The organism is Aeromonas sp. A600620, assembly GCF_029479985.1.
In the GTDB taxonomy this organism is placed as follows: Bacteria; Pseudomonadota; Gammaproteobacteria; order Enterobacterales; family Aeromonadaceae; genus Aeromonas; species Aeromonas veronii_A.
On sequence record NZ_JAAKXB010000002.1, the window covers coordinates 224,723 to 240,925 of the forward strand.

Below are 16,203 nucleotides of genomic sequence, written 5' to 3' on the forward strand. Positions count from 1 at the left end.
GTTCAGTCAATATGGATCGTGAAATCGGGTTACTCGGATTGCGGGTACGAGCTCTTGCCAAGGCTGCGACTGCGCCACAGGTAGTAGGCGGCGGGCAGCACCAAGAGGGTCAGCACCAGCGCGCTCACCATGCCGCCGATCATGGGGGCGGCGATGCGCTGCATCACCTCGGATCCGGTGCCGTGGCTCCACATGATGGGCAAGAGGCCAGCGATGATGGTGACCACCGTCATCATCTTGGGGCGTAGGCGCAGGGCGGCGCCGTGGATCACCGCCCGGTGCAGACCCGCCTTGTCCGGCTTGCCACTGGCCACCAGGTCATCCCAGGCATGGTTGAGGTAGACCAGCATCAAGACGCCGGTCTCTACCGCCACCCCCGCCAGAGCGATAAAGCCCACCCCGACCGCCACCGAGAGGTTGAAGTCGAGCAGCCAGAGGGTCCAGATCCCCCCCACCACCGCCAGCGGCAAGGTGGTGAGAATGAGCAGCACCTCCTGAACGCGGCGAAACGCCAGATAGAGCAGCAGCACGATAATGGCGACCGTCAGCGGCACCACGTAGGCGAGGCGCGCCTTGGCCCGTTCCATGTACTCGTATTGGCCAGACCAGGTGAGGGCGTAGCCCGCCGGCAGCACCAGATGCTTGCCCACCTCGGCTTTGGCCTCATCGACGAAGGAGCCGATATCGCGGCCGCGAATATCGACGTAGACCCAGCCGTTGAGCCGCGCGTTTTCACTGCGCAGCATGGGGGCTTCATCGCTGATGTAGACCCGGGCTACATCCGCCAGCGCGATGCGAGCGCCACTTGGAGTGACCACCGGCAGCAGCTCCAAGCTGGCTACAGAATCGCGATAGCTCTGGGGGTAGCGCAGGTTGATGGGATAGCGTTCGCGCCCCTCGATGGTTTGGCCAACCTCCATGCCGCCCACTGCGGTGGCGAGCACCGCCTGTACATCGGCGATGTTGAGGCCATAGCGGGCCGCTTTGAGCCGGTCGATATCCACCTTGACGTAGCGGCCACCCGCCACCCGCTCGGCGTAGACCGATGAGGCGCCCTCCACCTTGCCAACGATCTGTTCGAGCTGTTGGCCGAGTTGCTGGATCACCTTGAGATCCGGCCCCGCTATCTTGATGCCGACCGGGGTCTTGATACCGGTGGCAAGCATGTCGATGCGGGTCTTGATGGGGGGCACCCAGGCGTTGGTGAGGCCGGGGAAGCGGATGAGGGAGTCGAGCTCCTCTTTCAGCTTCTCCGGGGTCATGCCGGGGCGCCACTGATCCCGGGGCTTGAGCTGGATGCTGGTCTCCATCATCACCAGATCGGCAGGGTCGGTGGCGGTTTCGGCGCGCCCCGCCTTGCCGAACACGTTCTGCACCTCGGGTACGGTACGAATGAGCTTGTCGGTCTGCTGCAAAATCTCCCGCGCCTTGCCCACCGAGATATTGGCTGCGGTGGTGGGCATATACATGATGTCCCCCTCATCGAGCGGCGGAATGAACTCGGAGCCCAGGTACTTGAGCGGCCAGAAGCCTGCCACCGTCACCACGGCGGCGATGGCCAGGGTGGTTTTCGGGCGGGCCAAGACGGCTTTGAGCAGCGGCACATAGCCTTGGCTCAGCCAGCGGTTCAGCGGGTTGGCCTGCTCCGCCAGTACCTTGCCACGGATGAAGTAACCCATGATCACCGGCACCAGCGTGATGGCAAGCGCGGCGGCCGCCGCCATGGCGTAGGTCTTGGTGAAGGCGAGGGGGTGGAACATCCGCCCCTCCTGCGCCTCCAGCGCAAACACCGGCAGGAAGCTGATAGTGATGATCAGCAGGGAGAAGAAGATGGCGGGCCCCACCTCGATGCTCGCCTCGGTGATGATGCGCCAGCGGTTCTTGTCGGTGAGCGCCTCCCGCTCCATGTGTTTGTGGACGTTCTCGATCATCACGATGGCGCCATCCACCATGGCGCCGATGGCGATGGCGATGCCCCCCAGCGACATGATGTTGGCGTTGATCCCCTGCAGATGCATCACGATAAAGGCCACCAGAATGGCGATGGGCAGGGTGATGACCACCACCAGTGACGAGCGCAGGTGGAACAGGAAGGCCAGACAGACCAGCACCACTACCGCGAACTCCTCCACCAGCTTGCCGGAGAGGTTATCGATGGCGCGCTGGATAAGGTCGGAGCGATCGTAGACGGTGACCACCTCCACCCCCTCCGGCAGGCTGCTCTTCAGCTGAGCGAGCCGCGCCTTGACCCCGTCGATGGTGTGCTGGGCATTCTCGCCATAGCGCATGACGATAATGCCGCCCACCACTTCCCCTTCGCCATTGAGCTCGGCCAGGCCGCGCCGGCTCTGGGGCCCGGTGACCACATCCGCCACGTCGCCCAGCAGCAGCGGGGCGCCGCGCACATTGGTGCCGAGCGGGATCTGCTTCAGATCCTCGACGCTCTTGAGATAGCCGTTGGAGCGCACCATGTACTCCGCTTCTGCCATCTCGATGACGGAAGCGCCGGTCTCCTGGTTGCCCTGCTTGATGGCGGTCTCGATTAGGGAGAGCGGGATGCCGTAGGCGCGCAGCTTGTCCGGGTCGACCCGCACCTGATACTGGCGCACCATGCCACCCACGGTGGCGACCTCTGAGACCCCTTCCACCGTCTGCAGCTCGTACTTGAGGAACCAGTTTTGCAGAGAGGTGAGCTGGCTGAGGTCGTGCTTGCCGGTTCTGTCCACCAACGCGTACTGGTAGACCCAGCCCACCCCGGTGGCATCGGGGCCGAGCTGGGGGCGGGCGGAGGCGGGCAGGTTGGGCGCAACCTGGCTCAAATACTCCAGCACCCGGGCGCGAGCCCAGTAGAGGTCGGTGTTGTCGTCAAACAGCACATAGACGAAGGAGTCGCCGAAGAAGGAGTAGCCGCGCACCGTGGTGGCCCCCGGCACCGCCAGCATGGCGGTGGTGAGCGGGTAGGTCACCTGATCCTCCACCACCTGGGGCGCCTGGCCTGGATAGGAGGTCTTGATGATCACCTGCACGTCGGAGAGATCCGGCAGGGCGTCCACCGGGGTTTGCTTGACCGACCAGAGCCCCCAGGCGGTGAGCATGAGGGTCAATAGCAGCACCAGAAAGCGGTTGCCCACGGACCAGCGAATAATCGAGGGGATCATGGTTGGGCTCCTTGCTCATTGGGTGCAGAGAGCGGAGAGCGGTTGCCTGTCAGGCAGCGAATGATGGAAGGGATCATGATTTCTTCTCCACCTCGGGCATCGCCATCTGATGCTGGCTATGGTCCATGTCTTCCATCTTCTCCATCTCATCTGCCGCAGGCTTGGCGGTGTCACCGCTTGCTGGCGTTTGCTGCTGATGGATGGTGGTGATGCGGTACTCATCCCCCTCCTGCATCACCTGCAGATGGAGGGTCTGTCCCTCGACCAGCTTGCTGATGTCGACTCCTTCGGCGACGGTGAATTCCATCTCCATGGCTGGCCACTGCCACTCGGGGATGGGTTGGTGGGAGACCATCAGGGTACGGTTGGCCAGATCGATGCTTTCAACCTCGCCCTGGGTCCATACCTGGGCAGGGCGCACTGCCGTCATACGCTGGAAGTCTGAATCGATGGCCGACTCGGAGTCGAGCAGGAACTGGGCCGAGCTGACGATGTTATCCCCCGCCTCTACCCCTTCCTTGATGGCCACCTTGTCGCCAAACTGGGGACCCAGAGTGACGGCCACCGACTTGAAGCTGCCATCCCCCAGCGCCAGTACCAGCCGGTCCTGGCTGCCGGTACGGATCACCGCTTCGCTCGGCACCACCGGTTGCGGCTCTCCCTTGCCCGCCTGAATCGTCACCTTGGCGAACATATTGGGTTTCAAAAACTCGTCCGGGTTGGCGAAGCGCAGCCGCACCTTGAGGGTACGGGTGGTGGCATCCAGAGTCGGGTAGAGGTAATCGACCCGGCCCTGCCAGTGGCGGCCGGGGGCGTAGTCGAGGGTCATGGTGACCGGATCCCCCACCTTCAGCTGGGCGGCCTGGCGCTCGAACACCTCTGCACTCACCCACACCTGCTTGAGGGTGCTGATGTTAAAGAGCGCCGCGGCGGGCTCCACATACTGGCCTTCGCGCACCTTCAGCTCGGAGACATAACCGCTGCTGGGGGCATAGATACGCACCGTCTCCTGCACCTGACGGGTGCGCTTGAGGGCCGCTATCTGATCTGCCGGTACCTGCAGGGACTTGAGCTTGCCTTCGGCGGCGCGCAGCAGCAGCGGGTTGGCAGTGTTGAGGGCCAGCAGGTATTCGTGCTGGGCGTTGACCAGATCCGGGGCGTAGAGCTCGTAAATAAGGCTCCCCTTGCTCACCTGCTGCCCTTCGCTCTTGATGGCGAGGGTGCGGATCCAGCCCGCCATGCGGGCGTTGACCGCCTCCAGCTTGTCCTCGTCATAACCGACGTAGCCCACCGTCTCGATCTGCTGGTGGATAGGGAGCTTCTCCACCTTGGCAAGCCGCACCCCCAGGTTCTGCTGGATCTCGGGGCTGATGGTGACAGTGCCCGGTGAGCCGCCCTGTTTTTCCTCATAGACGGGGATAAAGTCCATCCCCATGTTGTCCTTGGCCGGGGCATTGCGCTTGTCGCGCGGATCCATGGGGTTGACCCAGTAGAGCGGCGTCTTCTCCTTGGCCACGGTGCTAGCAGTGGTCTGTTTGGCAGCCCAGTAGCCGCCACCGGCGCCGAGGGCCAGCAGCAGGGCTGATACCAGCAGTTTCTGGCTCATCGCACACCCCCACTTAGTGGCAGGGTGGCAAAGTTCTTGGCGGCGATAAGGCCGGTAACAGGGACAAGTGACATCATATCTCTTCTCTTGTGCAGGCCGCCGGATCGGAGATGGACAAGGCATCACCTAAGGGATTGGCGGCAAACGGGGCGCAGCTGTATCAGCGCGCACGGCTCCCAGTGAGCGGGCCGGTTTGGCCGGGGCACAGGGTCAGGCAAGGCGGCAGGAGACGGGCAAGCCGAGGCTTGCCGCTGCCGCAAGAGAAGATCTTTCTAGTGTCGCAGCACCGACAACATCAGGTGTCGGCGCGGCCAGGAGGGGGGATGGGTACCGCGTGATCGCAGGAAGGGATCCCGCAACCAGTTATCAAGCAGTGCAGTTGCGAAGTTACTGCCAAGTAGCAGGGGGAAGATCAGCAGGGCGACCAATACACCCAGCAGAGCTATCGCGCCGAAGGAGAGGGCATTGACGCCGGTCTGCATCTGGCACTCATCGCCCATGGCCGACCCCTCGTATCCCTGATGGCAGGAGAGGGCCATGGTATCGCTCGGGTGAGACATTGCGGGCATCGCATGAGAGCTCTCGCCATCCGCCATCGCCATGGATGAATCCAACATCACCATTGGCAGGGGGCTGCTTTGGGTCGTCTCGGAGGAGAGGGGAGAACCATGCCAGCTGATGCAGAGGGTCAGATTGCACACGAGCAGCAGAGCCAGCAATAGCCGGGCTAGCAGGGCAGAGGGCAATCTTGTCGCAAGCTGGGTGAGTGACAATCCGGTCATCCTTTAGGATCTGGTATCCAGACTCTAAACCTTGCTTCTGGGAGAAGGTCAAGGCGAGGGCTGGCGCTGTTGTTGCAGATAGATGTCGCTGTATTTCTCCAGCAGCTGATCTATCCACTGCCTCATGCCCGGCGCTTGCAGCATGGGTTCCAGCTGTTCGAGGGTGCCAAGATGGGGAGATTGTAGTGAAACAGAAATATAGAGCTCACCGCGCTGCAGTGGCCACTGCAGATCAACCATTCCGCTGCTCGGGTAATTTTCGCTCAAAAACAGGCGGCCGGAAGAGCGGCCATAGGGAACGAAGTCGACCCGGTCACTGGCCAGCAGGCCAAATACCTGCTTGAGGGAGTTGACCCTGTAGATGCGGGTATTTGCTTGCAAAAAATCATCCATTTCGCTGCCAAGGCTGACGCCTATCATCATGGCTCCCCGCAGTCCGGTCAGATCCTCCCGTCGCTGCAGCAAGCGGCTGCCGGGTTGGCGCACGAACACCGCCATGTCATTGATGGCCATGGGCGTTCGGGTAAAGCGGGAGTAGTGTGCTCTCTCTTCGTTGCGCAGCGCACAGATATTGATGTCGACCTCTCCTTTCGCCACTTTCTGCTGACAGCGGGCCCAGGGGCCCACATAGGAGAGATCCACATTGAAACCCAACCGTTGATAGAGGGTACTGACTACTTCGGCACAAACGCCGATGATCTTGCCATCGCTCAGCCAGTTCCAGGGGGGATAATCGTGATGACCACAGGCGGAGAGGGTAGTGGTCGTCAAGGTCGTCGCGAGCCAGAGCTGAGCCAGCATATCCGGATCCTGTGCAAAAAAGTCTCGATGTGTGTCATTGAAGCACACCGCAGACAAAAAAATACCCCCGCACGGGCGGGGGCAGTTTGTTATCGGTGGAACGCCCGTGGAGAGCGTTACGGCTTGGCGCGTTTTTCCGACCCTTTCATGATGAGGCGGAAGAAGAGCGGGATAAAGAAGATGGCGATAAAGGTGGCCGCCAGCATGCCGCCGATGACCGGCCAGCCGAGGGCGTGACGGCTTGCCGCACCGGCGCCGCTGGAGGTGACCAACGGCACACAGCCGAGGATGAAGGCGAGCGAGGTCATCACAATGGGACGGAAACGCAGGCGCGCCGCCTCCAGTGCCGACTCGATGAGGCTCATCCCCTCTTCGTGCTTCATCACCGCGAACTCCACGATCAGGATGGCGTTCTTGGCGGCAAGGCCGACCAGGGTCACCAGCCCGATCTGGAAGTAGACGTTGTTGGTCAGCCCCACCAGCCAGGTGGCGAGCAGGGCACCGAACAGGGCGAACGGTACCGCGGTGATCACCGCAAACGGCAGGCTCCAGCGTTCATACTGGGCGGCCAAAATGAGGAAGATCATCACGATACCGAAACCAAAGGCCATGCCTGCACTGCCTGCGGCCGCTTTCTCCTGATAGGCGGAGCCGGTCCACTCCAGCTTGGCGTCGTTGCCAAGAGCCTCATTGGCGACCTCTTCCAGCGCGGCGATGGCCTGACCCGAGCTGTAGCCTGGGGCGGGCTGGGCCATGATCTTGGCGGCCTGGAAGATGTTGAAGCGTTCGACCAGTTCGGGGCCGGTGGCATCACGCACCGTCACCAGACTGCTGAGCGGGATCATCTCCCCCTTGTCGGAGCGGACATAGACGTTGCGGATGTCGCTCTTCTTGGCGCGGTAGTCTGCCTCGGACTGCAACTGCACCCGGTAGGTACGGCCGAACTGGTTGAAGTCGTTGACATAGACCTGGCCGAAGGTGGCCTGCATGGTGTCAAACACCGCGTTGATCGGCAGCCCCAGCGCCTTGGCCTTTTCGCGATCCAGGTCGAGATAGACCTGCGGCACGTTGGCGCGGTAGGTGCTGGTGACGCTGGCAAACTCCGGGCGCGCCTTGGCTGCTTCGAGGAAGCGCTGTACTTCGCCTGAGAAGGCCTGGGCGTTGCCGGTGCCACGGTTTTGCAGATAGGCCTCAAGGCCACCTGTGGTGGACATCCCCTGAATGGGAGGCGGGTTGAAGGAGGCGACAAAGCCATCCGCCAGCCCCATCAGGCTCAAGCCCTGGAAGGTCTTGGCCAGCGAGAAGGAGTCCTGCCCGGCCCCCTGACGCTCGCTCCAGTCCTTCAGGGTAATGAAGGTCATGCCGCTGTTGCTGATGATGGCATTGGAGAGAATGTCAAAGCCCGAGAAGGTGATCACATCCTTCACATGGGGGTTGGCCATGGCGATCTTGTCGAACTGATCCGCCACCGCCTGGGTCCGGCTCATGGCGGCGGCATCCGGCAGCATGACGGCGGAGATGAGGTAGCCCTGATCTTCGTTCGGTACCAGTTCGCCCGGCACTTTCAGGAAGAGGCCGTAGATGGAGAGGATCAGCACGGCGATGATGGCAAAGGCGACCCCCACCCGACGGTTCAGGAAGGCTACACCCCGCACATAGCCGCGGGTCAGCTGGTCAAATTTTTCGTTGAACCAGACGAAGAAGCGGGCCGGTTTGTGGTGTCCCTCTTTCAGCAACACGGCACAGAGGGCCGGGGAGAGAGTCAGTGCCACCAGACCGGAGATGGCGACCGAGACCGCTACCGTGATGGCGAACTGTTTGTACATCACCCCCGTCATGCCGCCCATAAAGGCGACCGGCAGGAACACGGCGCAGAGCACCAGCACGATGGCGACCACCGGACCGGAGACCTCCTGCATGGCGAGGATGGCCGCCTCTTTGGCGGAGCACTTCTTCTCGCTCATGATCCGCTCGACGTTTTCGAGCACCACGATGGCGTCATCCACCACGATACCGATGGCGAGCACCATGCCGAACAGGGTCAGCAGGTTGATGGAGAAACCGAGCACCAACATGCCGGCGAAGGTCCCGATGAGCGACACCGGCACCGCGATACAGGGGATCAGGGTGGCGCGGAAGTTTTGCAGGAACAGGTAGACCACCACGAATACCAGTACGATTGCCTCGAACAGGGTGTGTACCACCTCTTCGATGGAGATCTTCACGAACTCGGTGGTGTCGTACGGAATCTGGTACTCGATATCCTGCGGGAAGCGCTCCTTGAGTCGCTCCATGGTGGCGTGTACCGCATCGGCGACCGCGACGGCGTTGGCACCGGGCTGCAGATAGGTAGCGATACCGATGGCCGGTTTGCCGTTGGCGCGGGCGACCAGATCATAATCCTTGCCCCCCAGCTCGACCCGAGCGACATCGCGGACCCGGATCTTGGAGCCATCGGGCATGGAGCGGACGATGATGTTCTGGAACTCCTTCACATCCTCAAGGCGCCCCTTGGTCTGCACTGTGTAGGTGAAGTCGATGGGAGCCGTGGTGGGTTGGGCACCGATCTTGCCCGCCGCGAACTGGGTGTTCTGCTCGCGAATGGCGCCGATCACGTCGCTCGGGGTGAGCTCGAGCTGTGCCAGTCGATCCGGCCGCAGCCAGATGCGCATCGCATAGTCTGTACCGCCAAACAGAGTGGTATCACCGATGCCGGGAATCCGCTTGAGCTCGTCGATGATGTTGAGCAGGGCGTAGTTCGACAGATAGGTGGTATCAAACGAGCCGTTCGGTGACTGGAGGGTGACCACCTGCAGGATGGAGGTCGATTTCTTCTTGACAGTCACTCCCTGCTTTTTCACCTCTTCCGGCAGCTGGGCCATGGCGGCCGAGACCCGGTTGTTGACGTTGATGGTGGCCTGATCCGGATCGGTGCCGATCTCGAAGTAGACGTTGAGGTTCATCTGGCCGTTGGAGGCCGACCCCGACTGCATGTAGATCATCCGCTCGACGCCGTTGATCTGCTGCTCCAGCGGCGCTGCCACGGTCTGGGAGATCACCTCCGGGGTTGCGCCCGGATAAAACGCCGTGACCGAGACCACCGGCGGGGTGATCTGGGGATATTGCTCGATGGGGAGCGCCCGCATCGCCGCCAAACCGCCCAGCACGATGATGATCGAAATCACGCTGGCGAAGATGGGGCGTTCTATGAAGAACTTGGAAAACATACGGGCTCCTTACTTGGCCGCAGACTGGCTGACCACCTTGCCGGTGATCGCCTTCATCTCGTCGGCAGAGACAGGTTTCACCACGGCGCCGGGGCGGGCCTTCATCAAGCCTTCGACGATATAGCGCTCACCTGCCTGCAGGCCGCTCTCGATCAGCACGCCGGAGTCGACTGCCGCGCCCAGGGTCACCGGACGGGGCACCACCTTGTTGTCGGCATCGACCACCATCACCATGCGGTCAGCCTGGGACTGGACGATGGCGCGGGGCGGCACCACGATGGCGTTTTTGCGGGTGCCCAGATCGATGGTCATGCGGACAAACTGGCCGGGCAGCAGTACGCCGTCCTTGTTGTCGAAGATGGCACGGGCACGGATGGTGCCGGTCTGGGGATCGACCCGGTTGTCGGAGAAGTTGAGCTTGCCCGCCTCCGGATAGAGGGAGCCATCGGCCAGACGAATATGGGTGCGCCAGGTGGTGGCATCCTTCGCTTCAATCACCCCTTTCTTTACCGAGTTTTCGAAGTTGAGGCGATCCTGCTCCGAGTAGGAGAAGTTGACGTAGAGCGGATCAAACTGGGTGATGGTAGTGAGCAGGCCGTTGTCGCCGCTGGTGGAGATAAGGCTCCCCTCGGACTGGGAGCTCTTGCTCGCCATGCCGTTGATGGGGGCGGTCACCTGGGTGTAGCTGAGGTTGAGCTCCGCCTCTTTCACCTTGGCCTGAGCGGCCTGATGACTGGCGATGGCCGCTTCATAGTTGGCGATGGTGTCGTCATAGTCCTTGCGACTGACCACCTGACGCTTGAAGAGGGGAATGATGCGATCCCGATCGGCACGGGCCTTGTTTAGACGGGCCTGCTCCTGAGCCAAAGTCCCTTTGGCCTGCTCCAGCGCCACCTTGTAGGGCTCAGGGTCAATCAAAAACAGCTCCTGACCGGCGGTAACCGGCTGGCCTTCCACATAAGTGCGCTTGAGCAGGATGCCACTGACCCGGGAGCGCACATCGATCTCGCGAAAACCGGCGGTCTCTCCCACCATCTCGGTGGTGAGCGGCACATCGGTCAGCTTGACCTCGGCGACCACCACAGGTACGGCGGGCATGGTCTGGGCCGTCTGGGTCGTCTCGCCGCCACAGGCACTCAGACCGCTGATCAGCGCCAGGGTCAGCAAGCTGCGTTTGTAAACCTCTCTTCCGGCATTGGGCACCTTCATCATCACACTCCTGTTGGATCGATTTCGGCTGCTGCTTTCAGCATGTTTCTCCATACACATCATTAACTTCATGATTAAAAAAACAACTTATTTATGATTGGAATGGGAGATGATAGGGCGGCAACCTTGAACACAACCTTCTCAAAGTGGCAATTAGGGTTGCCGATTGACGAAAAAAGTCTGACTTTTCCGATTTGGGCGGGGGGCTTCGGGGATGTTCATCCCGGGCCAAGGCTCTTCGCAACCGTATCATGCCAGCCACTCCTTGCTGCAAAAAATAAGGTGCCATAAGGCACCTTGTCTGGATGGGTTTTTTACGCCCTTTTATCGCAGGCAACCGCGAGCCGCTTCACAGTTTACGAATTCGTCGCGGCTCATCGGTTAATCTTGCGCCGCATCAGGCGAAGCAGGCCCAGATGGGGGCGTGGTCGGAGGGTTTCTCGATGCCGCGCAGCTCGTAGTCGATACCGGTCTCGGTCACGCTGTCCTTGAGGGCGTCGGAGGCCATGATGAGGTCGATGCGCAGGCCGCGGTTCTCGTCAAAGCCCTTGGAGCGGTAGTCAAACCAGGAGAAACGCTCGCACTCGGTGGGGTTGGCGGCGCGGAAGGTGTCGGTGAGGCCGAACCCTTTCAGTCGCTCCATCCATTCGCGCTCGATGGGCAGGAAGGAGCATTTGCCATCCCGCAGCCAGCGCTTGCGGTTTGCCTCGCCGATGCCGATGTCGAGATCGGTGGGGGAGATATTCATATCCCCGATCAGCACCAGCTGGTCGTCCGGGGTGTGGTTGGTCTCGAGGTAGTGCTGCAGGTCCTCGTAGAACTTCTGCTTGGCCGGGAACTTGGTCTCGTGATCCTGGCTTTCACCCTGCGGGAAGTAGCCGTTCATCACCTTGATGAGAGAGCCGTCTTCGCGCTCGAAGGTGGCCATGATCATCCGGCGCTGGGCCTCTTCGTCATCGGTGGGGAAGCCTTTCTCCACCTTGACCGGCTTCTGCTTGCTCATGATGGCGACCCCGTAGTGGGCCTTCTGGCCGTGAAACTCCACGTGATAGCCCATGGCCTCCACATCGGCCAGCGGGAAGGCTTCATCGTGCACCTTGATCTCCTGCAGGCCGATCACATCGGGCTGGTGCTTGTCGATGATAGCTTGCAGTTGGTGCAGACGGGCGCGCAGGCCGTTGATATTGAAAGAGATGATCTTCATGTCCGGGATGCTCATGTCATTTTTATAAGTGGCTATTGGACTAGGAATCGGCGGTGGATGCAAGTTTGGCCGCGGGCCTGCATCAGTGGCAGGCACCGCGGGGTGGGCAGAGGTGTCAGCGGGTCATCTTTTTGACGAAAACCACCACAAACAGCGCCAGCGTGAAGCTGCCGGTAAAGGCTTCAAAGGCGGCAAAGATCCTGGAGAGGCCGACCGGAGTGAAGTCGCCGTACCCCAACGTGGTGAAGGTGACCACGCTGTAGTAGAGGCATTCGAGCAGGAAGATGGCATTTTGTTCGAGCGGGGCACCGGGCTGGTAGATGAGGTGCTCGCCCTGAAAATGCAGTCCGCAGAAGAAGTAAAAGATGCTGCAGATAAAGATGAGCAGCAACGAGAAGAGCACCACCCGCATCGGGGCCTCGCCATAGCCGCAGAAGAGATCGACCACCCAGGAGGTAAAACGCTGGGTCGACCAGAACGGCAGTTGCAGGCGGCGCATGGTGAGCTCCTGCTGGATATAGTTGCCGGACATGGTGAAGATCCCCTGTGCCTCGGAGGCTTTGCGCAGATCCCGGTAGGTCTCTTCCGCCTCCTTGAACCAGATGCGCGCCTGTTTGGGATCCCGTTCGCGGCGCCCCTTGCGATCCTGCATCACCCGTTTGCCGGTCTGCATGTTGTCGAGCCGGGTGTTGTGCCAGCGGATGCCGAGCAGGTTGACGTCATCGAGGGTGGCGCACTGGAGGTTGGCATCACTGAGATCGGCCTTCATCAGGCTACCGCCCTTCATGCGCAGGCCGTAGAGGTGACCACCGCGCAGGTTGGCGCGATAGAGGTTGCACTGCTCCAGCAAAAATCCCTGATCGGACTCCTTGTTGACCAGATTGAGGCCCGCCAGATTAGCCCGTGACAGCTGCAGGCCGTGGCAGAGTCCGCCTGCGCGAACGTACTGTTCAAGCGCCTCGGCGGTGTGGGCTTCCTGATGGGTATGGTGGGGATCATGCCAGTGGCAGAGATCGTGCTCGCCAGCCTCTTCACTGCAGTGGCGGCCATCGGCCACCAGATAACGACACATCGCCATCTTCGTTTCCCTCGCATTGCCGAACTGGTTTCAGCATAGGCGGGGAAAAGGGGGCGCGGCGGCGTCTTAGCTGAACTGGTTGAACTCCTGACGCAGCTTGCGAAAACGCTCCTGCTGGGCCGGGTTGAGGGGGATGCCGTCGAGCACGTCCAGGGTGTCTTTGCACTCGGCACCAAATTCCGGACTCTTGCGGTTTTTCTGCATCAGTTGCAGCAGCACCTGGATCTTGTTGAGAGCCGCACCGGTATTGGCGGGGGCGCGGCGCAGGGCCTCGCGAAAATGGCCGAGGGCCTGCTCCAGTTCGCCGCTCTGATAGGCTTTAATCCCCAGCTCGTTGAGCTGCTGGTAGCGCTGACGCCGCTCCAGCACCGTCTTGTCATCGCGGGTTGCCTGAATGCAGGTGGTGAGCAGCCGATCTTCGTCCTCTGCCAGCAGCCCCTGCAGGCTCTCTGCATATTCAAACTCGCCGAGCTGATAGAGGGCGAGGATGGTCTCGCCAAGCAGGGCGGGGGGCATGGTGGCCGGCTCATCGAGCCAGTTCTGATTGGCGCGATAGAGCATCTTCTTGCCCTTGAGCAGCTCGCCCAGCGCAATCTGCACCCTGGCCTGACAGATCTGCTCGAACACCGGGTAGTTGAACTCCGACATCATCAGCGAATCGCGGATGCGCGACAGGGCCGAATTGACCTGCTTTTGCAGGTTGGCGATGTGGTAGCTGTCGTTGCTGTTGAGGGCGTAGAGGGTCAGGGTCTGGATATAGGCCCCCAGATAATGGGGCGTGCGATGGATGGAGTTGCGCGACAGGTCGATCAGCGACATCAGCACATCCTTGGCCTGGGCGTAGTCGTGGCGCTGCAGGCAAACCTCCGCCAGTCGTCGGGAGAGTTGCACCGACTGGGGGGAGATATCCACCGCCCGTCTGAGCTCCTGCTGCGCCTGCTCGTCATTGCCAAGGGCCAGCAGGGATTCTGCCAGCCAGAGGTGAGCCTCCACCATCAGCGGGGTATTTTTGAGGGTCGCCTGCAGATGGCTGACCGCCTCTTCGTGGAGCCCCAGGGTGTTGCACGCCTTGCCCAGCGTCAGGCGGGCCCAGCTGTTCTCCTGCCCGGCCAGCAGCTGGCGCATTAAAGAGCGCGCCTCCTGCGCCTGACCCAGCTTGAGGTGGGTATCGGCCTGCAGGCAGCGGCAGTAGTTGGCAAAACGGGGCACCGCATCGGCCCGCTCGGCACAGGCGGTAATGAGGGCTGCCAGATTGTCATCGGCCAGCGCAGTAAAGACGCTGGCCAGCGCATTGCGCCGGGCGAGGGCACGCTTCAAGCGAAACGAGAACTGCTCCTGAGAGAAGGGCTTCATCAGGTATTCGTCGGGCTCGGCTTCCAGTGCGCTCAGTACCATGGCGCGGGAGCTGTCGCCGCTCACCATGATCACCACGCTCTGGGGCGGGATCAGGTCTTTGTCGCGCAGGCTCTCGAGCAGCTGGCGGCCATTCTCGCCAACCCCGAGATCGTAATCGATGAGATAGATGTCGAAACTGCCCTTCTGGCAGCGGCGCCGCGCATCTTCGGCGGTATTGGAGTAGGTGATGTTGCTGATACCCAGATTGAGCAGCATCGCCTTCATCATCACCTGAAACGAGCGCTGCTCATTGACCATCAGAATGCGTTGTGGCTTGGCTGGGCTCTTTTTTTCTGGTTCTTGTTCAGGTGTCTGCATCTGTCTGGGTCGAGGCGCTGCGGGCTGATGAGGGAAAGTGTGCCACCAAAGCGCCCGAAGAGGCAATTGGCCAAGTTGTCGATTGCGAACCATCTCCGTTTGTCCGCCTTTTGCCCGCGATGAGTGAAAGAAAAAGGCCCTGTTGCCAGGGCCTTGAACTCACCGTTTTTTCTCTGCCAGATAGGGAGCAAATTGCGGCGTGTACTCAGCCTTGAACCCCTGTTCGGTCTTGATGATGAGATAGACCGCCAGCTGGTGCTGTTTGGCAAATGCCATCCCCGCTTCAGGCCCCATCACCATCAGCGCGGTATCGAGAGCATCGGCCTCCAGCGCGGTCGGGGTGATGACGCTGGCGGAGACCAGCTTGTGGGTGACCGGCTGGCCAGTGGCGGGGTCGATGATATGGGAGTAACGCTGGCCATCCAGTTCGTAGTAGTTGCGATAGCTGCCCGCGGTGCTGAGCGCCATGCCGTTGGGGATGACGATATCGGAGAAGGCCCCCGGCTGATCGGAGGGGTCGACGATGGCCACTTTCCATGGCGAGCCCTTGCTGTTGTTGCCCTTGCTGCGCACCGCACCGGCCACTTCGATCAGGTAGTTGTGTACCCCCTTGCCTTCGAGCAGGGCGGCAATCTCGTCAGAGGCGGCCCCCTCGCCGAGAGTGGAGAGGTCGAGATAGAGATCCGGGATCGTTTTTTCGAGCAGGAGGTGATCCCCCTGCGGGGTCAGGGTCAGCTTGTCGATGCCCACCTTGTGGCGGGCGGCGGCGATGGCCGCCTCATCGGGCCGCTTGACCGGCCGTTTGTCCGGGCCAAAGCCCCACAGATTGACCAGAGGCCCCACGGTCACATCCAGCTTGCCGTCGGTCAGTTTACCGGCATCCATCCCCTGCTGGACTATGATGGCCATGGCGGGCGGGATGGCAAACGGGGTGTTGGCGGGCCCTTGATTGAAACGGGAGATGAGCGAGCCCGGATCGTAGGTGGAGATCTCCTTGTTCATCCGGGCCAGCAGGCTCTCAACATCGCTTTTGAGGGCGGGCTCCCCACCGGGATAGCTATCGCTCAGGGTCACCACATAGTAGGTGCCCATGGTCTTGCCCTGAATACGGGTCTGGGCAGGCGGGGTGGGCTGGCAGCCGGCCAGCGCCAGCAGCAGGGTCAGCAGCAGGCCGCGCAGGGCCGCCACGGGGGTTATCGCAATCATCCGGCGCTCTCATCTGGAGAAGGTTCATATCGGGGCGCTAGCTTAGCCAAGGGGCGCCCGCCGAGCGAGCCCTGATAGGGCCAATCGGAGGGAAAAGGGCAGAAAAAATTAAACAGTTTTGAACCTGTGACAGCCGAGCGCCGTATCGTCCATCCGTGAGGGAGATAGTGGCGAGTAGAGCACCGTCTGGTGACCTGGCCCGCAGCTTTGGCCAAAAGC

Annotated in this window: 10 protein-coding genes; all 10 read right to left on the bottom strand. The window is 61.4% G+C overall.

Features of this window, described 5'->3' with window-relative positions; genetic code table 11:
• Positions 1 to 29: 29 nt before the first annotated feature.
• The 10 genes from G5533_RS03710 to G5533_RS03755 all read right to left on the bottom strand — a co-directional run bounded on the left by G5533_RS03710 (position 30) and on the right by G5533_RS03755 (position 15,984).
• Positions 30 to 3,158, bottom strand: coding sequence for an efflux RND transporter permease subunit (locus G5533_RS03710; RefSeq protein WP_441254509.1), 3,129 nt, complete (start codon positions 3,156 to 3,158; stop codon positions 30 to 32).
• Between the two features lie 73 nt (positions 3,159 to 3,231).
• Complete coding sequence (locus G5533_RS03715) at positions 3,232 to 4,764, bottom strand: efflux RND transporter periplasmic adaptor subunit (RefSeq protein WP_421171803.1); 1,533 nt, start codon at positions 4,762 to 4,764, stop codon at positions 3,232 to 3,234.
• A gap of 272 nt (positions 4,765 to 5,036) precedes the next feature.
• A complete protein-coding gene (locus tag G5533_RS03720; RefSeq protein WP_421254928.1) occupies positions 5,037 to 5,537 on the bottom strand; it encodes a hypothetical protein in 501 nt (166 codons plus the stop codon).
• A 57-nt stretch (positions 5,538 to 5,594) separates the two neighbouring features.
• Entirely contained in the window at positions 5,595 to 6,347 is a 753-nt protein-coding gene (locus G5533_RS03725; RefSeq protein ID WP_058055876.1) for a substrate-binding periplasmic protein, read from the bottom strand.
• Between the two features lie 116 nt (positions 6,348 to 6,463).
• A complete protein-coding gene (locus tag G5533_RS03730) occupies positions 6,464 to 9,574 on the bottom strand; it encodes an efflux RND transporter permease subunit (protein WP_201945915.1) in 3,111 nt (1,036 codons plus the stop codon).
• A 9-nt stretch (positions 9,575 to 9,583) separates the two neighbouring features.
• Positions 9,584 to 10,783 (bottom strand): efflux RND transporter periplasmic adaptor subunit, encoded by a 1,200-nt coding sequence (locus G5533_RS03735; RefSeq protein ID WP_005353223.1) that lies wholly within the window; start codon positions 10,781 to 10,783, stop codon positions 9,584 to 9,586.
• Positions 10,784 to 11,180: 397 nt separating this feature from the next.
• On the bottom strand, positions 11,181 to 11,987 hold the full coding sequence (xthA, locus tag G5533_RS03740) for an exodeoxyribonuclease III (RefSeq protein ID WP_005353222.1): 807 nt from the start codon (positions 11,985 to 11,987) through the stop codon (positions 11,181 to 11,183).
• A gap of 115 nt (positions 11,988 to 12,102) precedes the next feature.
• Positions 12,103 to 13,065, bottom strand: coding sequence for an ion channel (locus G5533_RS03745; RefSeq protein ID WP_005353221.1), 963 nt, complete (start codon positions 13,063 to 13,065; stop codon positions 12,103 to 12,105).
• Positions 13,066 to 13,131: 66 nt separating this feature from the next.
• The gene (locus tag G5533_RS03750) at positions 13,132 to 14,778 is read right to left on the bottom strand and encodes a tetratricopeptide repeat-containing response regulator (RefSeq protein WP_245130843.1); all 1,647 of its coding nucleotides are present in this window, start codon (positions 14,776 to 14,778) and stop codon (positions 13,132 to 13,134) included.
• 159 nt (positions 14,779 to 14,937) lie between these two features.
• Positions 14,938 to 15,984 carry an FAD:protein FMN transferase gene (locus G5533_RS03755; protein ID WP_441254511.1) on the bottom strand — a complete coding sequence of 349 codons (1,047 nt, stop codon included), beginning with the start codon at positions 15,982 to 15,984 and terminating at the stop codon, positions 14,938 to 14,940.
• Positions 15,985 to 16,203 lie beyond the last annotated feature (219 nt).